The 4,842-nt window shown below is 44.9% G+C and carries 5 protein-coding genes; 1 reads left to right on the top strand and 4 read right to left on the bottom strand.

Annotated elements, in window-relative coordinates; translation table 11 throughout:
• Positions 1 to 61 precede the first annotated feature (61 nt).
• The 4 genes from A3735_RS18255 to A3735_RS18240 form a co-directional block, all read right to left on the bottom strand.
• Complete coding sequence (locus A3735_RS18255; protein WP_068511075.1) at positions 62 to 1,219, bottom strand: isovaleryl-CoA dehydrogenase; 1,158 nt, start codon at positions 1,217 to 1,219, stop codon at positions 62 to 64.
• Positions 1,220 to 1,258: 39 nt separating this feature from the next.
• Positions 1,259 to 1,639 carry a MerR family DNA-binding transcriptional regulator gene (locus A3735_RS18250; RefSeq protein ID WP_068511073.1) on the bottom strand — a complete coding sequence of 127 codons (381 nt, stop codon included), beginning with the start codon at positions 1,637 to 1,639 and terminating at the stop codon, positions 1,259 to 1,261.
• 123 nt (positions 1,640 to 1,762) lie between these two features.
• Positions 1,763 to 2,449: a transglutaminase-like cysteine peptidase gene (locus A3735_RS18245; protein WP_082865153.1), complete on the bottom strand. Its 687-nt coding sequence runs from the start codon at positions 2,447 to 2,449 to the stop codon at positions 1,763 to 1,765.
• Positions 2,450 to 2,455: 6 nt separating this feature from the next.
• Positions 2,456 to 3,100 carry a type II secretion system protein N gene (locus A3735_RS18240; RefSeq protein WP_068511072.1) on the bottom strand — a complete coding sequence of 215 codons (645 nt, stop codon included), beginning with the start codon at positions 3,098 to 3,100 and terminating at the stop codon, positions 2,456 to 2,458.
• A 504-nt stretch (positions 3,101 to 3,604) separates the two neighbouring features.
• On the opposite strand from A3735_RS18240, the gene A3735_RS18235 reads away from it, so the two are divergent.
• Positions 3,605 to 4,842, top strand: a 1,238-nt coding sequence (locus A3735_RS18235; RefSeq protein WP_068638430.1) for a GspE/PulE family protein, incomplete at its 3' end; no start/stop codon positions are given.

Below are 4,842 nucleotides of genomic sequence, written 5' to 3'. Positions count from 1 at the left end.
TATCCATCGATAGCCTTAGCAATATTTGCTAAGGCTTGGCTTTAATTAACGAGGCAGGGTGTTAACGCGTTTCCATAAATAATTCGCGGCCGATTAGCATACGACGAATCTCGGAAGTTCCGGCACCAATTTCATAGAGCTTCGCATCTCGTAATAGGCGCCCAGCAGGGAACTCGTTAATGTAGCCATTGCCGCCAAGTATTTGGATTGCCTCCAAGGCCATTTTAGTTGCTGCTTCAGCGCTGTATAGAATGATACCGGCCGCATCTTTACGGGTGGTCTCACCTCGGTCACAGGCTTTAGCAACGGCGTATAAGTAGGCGCGGCTGGCATTGAGTGCTGTGTACATATCAGCCATCTTCCCCTGGATTAACTGGAACTCGCCGATCGACTGATTAAACTGTTTGCGTTCGTGGATATAAGGTATAACCAGGTCGAGGCAAGATTGCATAATGCCCGTTGGCCCACCTGATAGCACGACACGTTCATAATCGAGGCCGCTCATTAGTACTTTAACGCCCGCATTTTCAAGACCAAGAACATTTTCAACAGGGACTTCGACATCTTGAAATACCAGTTCGCAGGTGTTTGAACCGCGCATACCCAGCTTGTCTAGCTTAGGAGACCGACTAAAGCCCTTCCAGTCACGCTCGACGACAAAGGCAGTTATACCGTGCGGGCCTTTCTCTGGCGCCGTTTTAGCGTAAATGACATAGGTGTTAGCGTCGGGCCCGTTGGTAATCCACATCTTGCTACCGTTGAGAACATAATGGTCACCGCGTTTTTCGGCTTTAAGTTTCATGCTCACAACGTCACTACCAGCGTTCGGCTCACTCATTGCGAGTGCACCAATGTGCTCACCCGAAATAAGCTTCGGTAAATACTTTTCTTTTTGTTCTTGGCTACCGTTACGGTTGATTTGGTTAACACATAAATTTGAATGAGCGCCATAACTAAGGCCAATCGATGCGCTGCCGCGGCTGATCTCTTCCATTGCCAGTACATGAGCAAGGTAGCCCATGTTTGTGCCGCCAAACTCTTCCGGTACGGTCATGCCCAATAGACCCATTTCACCAAGTTTAGGCCAAAGCTCGTTAGGGAACTCGTTATCACTATCGGTCTTTGCAGCGATGGGCGTAATCTCACTTGCGACGAAGTTAGAGACCTGGTCTCTGAGCATGTCATTGGTTTCACACAAATCAAAATTTAGTAATTGCATGGTTGGCCTCACATTTCTATTTATTCGGTAAGAGATTGTTTATGTCTTTTGTTTATTTATCGCGTCTATGCACCGAGACTCGGCTTCATCAAGTTCGAGCTGCATAACACGAATATCTTCAACCTGTTGCTTTAAGACTTGTCTGCGCTCATTAATTTTATCGAGCAGGCGTCGTAATTGAACTTGGTTTGCACCACTTGGGTCGTACAACTGAATGAGTTCTTTTGACTCGGCAAGCGATAAACCAAGGCGTTTGCCTCGAATAATCAGTTTTAGTGTGACTCTGTCGGCATCTGAATAAATTCGCGTTTGTCCCTTTCGGGTAGGGTGCAGAAGTCCCTCTGCTTCATAAAAGCGTATGGTTCTGGTGGTGACATCGAACTCGCGAGACAGTTCGCTAATGCTGAATTGTTGGCTCATTCTATCAACCCTTTTTGGCCAATTTACTTTAGCTATCATGATATACTTACGTTGACGTTAACGTCAACATTGTGTGGTCTAGTGACAAAATTGTGTTGTGGTGGGTTAAAGGGTGGGTGATGCTTATTTCAGTAACTTATAATGTCTGTTCAATAGCTCTACCCAGCTTTCCAGCTTATCTGCATTGCCAATGCGTTTACCTTCCTGACCTCTAATCTTCGAAAGCCATAAGCCTTCACCGTTGAAGCTGTATACAGGTGCCAGGTCGGTACGTTGGCCTGCTGGTTTTATTTCATTAATCAGGTTGTCGAGAATGAGGGGTTCAGCGTCTGGAGTCGGGTAATAGGCGAGGACCATGTGAGCCTGGTTCAGCTCAAGCGCTTTGACGTAGGTGATTTTTATCATGTCATCAGGGATTCCCATTTCCCGAAGCGTAAAGTACTTTGCAATTGAGAAGTCCTCACAGTCGCCAGCATTGGTTGCCAAAAACTCTAATGGCGTTGCCCAATAATCTTCCTTATTCCATTGTTCTTGATCGGATACGAACTTCACTCTATTAAAGAACTGGTTTACAAGTTTTAGCTTTTGTTGATGGGTAATGTTTTGTTTGTAATTAGCGATTCTTTCCCATTGCTGGAGTCGGCTAACAGCGTCCTGGCCGAAGCGCTGGTCAATAAAATCGAGAACTTTAGAGTTAAGGTCTAGGGCTGAGGCGCAGGTCGTAATAAAAAAAATTATGACAACCCGCTTGTAAATCGGGGTCCTTAAAAGAGTGAGGCCTAAGCAATAGCTATTGAATATCGGAGTCATTGTGACTTATTGGTTTACTCTATTTTTAAGCATTCGCTTCCGAAGTTTGCTTAAACGGTCTTTTATGCCCTGCGTTCTGCCCGGGTTTGCTGCGCGAGTTGTAATGATGGGGTTGTTTTCGGTGTTCTCTGTTTCCTCAATTTCAGGATCATCCACTGGCTCATAGCTTTCAAAGCCAATAGGGCGCTGTTCGACAAATACCAGGTTTTCTAATCGCCCAGAGCGTTCTAATACGACACGATCTGGATAAACTTGTTTAAGTGTTGCACCGCCCGGCAGTTCGTCATTTATTCGATAGTTTAAGGTTTGTTTATCTGGTCCTTGGATAAGGGCGCTGGCATTGTCAGTATTACCGCTTGCCATGACGCCCGTAAGCAGAAGTTTTAGGCTAGTTTTTGGGAGGTCTTTGGCGACTGGTTTTGGTTTGCTTATGGCCTTGTTAACGTCGCCAAACAGGCTGAACTTGGAGATGTTGTGAGTTTTTTGCGGCTTGTTAGTATTTGTTTGCGCGACACTGCTAGAGGGGGTTGTAGGCTTAAGATCTTTTTTAAGGTCTTGGATGAAAATAGGGGCTAGTTGTATATAAATACTTCCGCAAATAAGTGCGCATAATGCGAGCGCTGATATTAAGGGAAGCCGGTTAAACAACATGTTAATAAACCTGGATTAGTCGTCGCTGTCACAGTTTCGCAATGTTTCAGCCGTGATCATTTATATTTATGTCTTAGCCATTATAGTAGCACAAGATCTAGCTTTGCTTATGTAAGAGTCTTCAAAAAATGGTTTTACTGTAGCGCTTTTTTTATGGGGTTCTGTCAGGGTATTTTGGTATTTCATAGGACTTAATTTTGCTTATCCTGACAAAATATATGAATTAGTTAATAAAGAGCGTGTTTTTGCGTTTATATTAGTCTTACGATGTTTTAATGTAATCGTCTATTGTTTATAAGATTAAGACAATACAATGCTCGTCTTACTTAAGTTAAATGCTTAATTTAGCTTGCTCGTGGGATTATGAATAATACTAACCTGGCGGACCGAATTTAAGGGGTTACCGTGATAGAAGAGTCTCAACATAATAGTGCTGATGCAGCGGATATTCCGACTTTAGAAGAGTCCGGCACCGCATCCGGCTCTGTTGAAGATACTGGTTTAATGCTTCCATTTGAGCGGTTGCCATTCTCCTTTGCTAAGAAGCAAGGGATAGTATTGTTGAAAAATCAAAATAACGAGTATGAGATTCTTTATCGGGCGGGTCTTAGCTCCCAGGCTTTTGCAGAAGTAAACCGTCTAACTTTTGGTGAGGTTCCTTTTCAACAAGTTGATGAGGCAGAGTTCGACGAAGCTTTAGGGCTTGCTTACCAAAATGACTCTGCAGAAGCAATGCAGATGGTCGAAGGTCTGGGCGACGATATGGATCTGGCCAGCTTGGCAAACTCGGTTCCAGAGACCGAGGACTTATTAGAGCAAGAAGATGATGCGCCGATCATCAGACTAATTAATGCTATTTTGACCGAAGCAGTAAAAAATGATGCTTCAGATGTGCATATAGAAACATTTGAAAAACAGCTTGTCGTTCGCTTTAGAGTGGATGGAGTCTTGCGAGAAATCGTTAAACCCAAGCGCGCACTAGCGCCTTTGCTGGTGTCTCGTATCAAGGTTATGGCAAAACTCGATATTGCTGAAAAGCGTGTACCTCAAGATGGTCGAATTTCATTGCGTGTTGGTGGCAGAGAAGTGGATATCCGTGTATCGACAATGCCTTCAGCGAACGGAGAGAGAATCGTACTTCGTTTACTTGATAAGAACGCAGGGCGTTTGTCTCTCGATATCCTAGGAACATCGGAGCGTGACTCAGATGTTTTAAAAAGTATTCTGGCGAGGCCCCATGGCATATTACTGGTTACCGGGCCAACCGGTTCTGGTAAGACCACTACGTTGTACGCGGGTCTATCTCATATTAATGACCGCAGCCGTAACATTCTGACGGTTGAAGACCCTATAGAATACAACTTGCCAGGTATTGGGCAGACCCAGGTTAATACTAAAGTGGATATGACTTTCGCCCGAGGCCTTAGAGCGATCCTTCGTCAAGACCCTGATGTGGTAATGATTGGTGAGATCCGTGATATCGAAACAGCTGAAATTGCGGTTCAAGCCAGTTTGACCGGCCACATGGTGCTATCAACCTTGCATACTAATAGTGCCGTTGGCTCTATCACCCGATTGATGGATATGGGGGTTGAGCCTTTCCTGATTAGCTCGAGCCTTGTTGGTATTATGGCACAGCGCTTGGTTCGTGTTCTGTGTACCTCCTGTCGTCAACCCTACGAGCCTGATGACAGCGAATGCGAATTTCTGCATATAGAGCACGGGCCTGGCCAATCGAAACC

The organism is Oleiphilus sp. HI0061 (genome assembly GCF_001635675.1).
This window is presented reverse-complemented; position numbering and strand designations above follow the sequence as displayed.

Bases quoted from the DNA above. Each gene is read 5' to 3' on its own strand.
- A3735_RS18255 (WP_068511075.1), bottom strand. From the start codon at position 1,219: ATGCAATTACTAAATTTTGATTTGTGTGAAACCAATGACATGCTCAGA.
- A3735_RS18250 (WP_068511073.1), bottom strand. From the start codon at position 1,639: ATGAGCCAACAATTCAGCATTAGCGAACTGTCTCGCGAGTTCGATGTC.
- A3735_RS18240 (WP_068511072.1), bottom strand. From the start codon at position 3,100: ATGTTGTTTAACCGGCTTCCCTTAATATCAGCGCTCGCATTATGCGCA.
- A3735_RS18245 (WP_082865153.1), bottom strand. From the start codon at position 2,449: ATGACTCCGATATTCAATAGCTATTGCTTAGGCCTCACTCTTTTAAGG.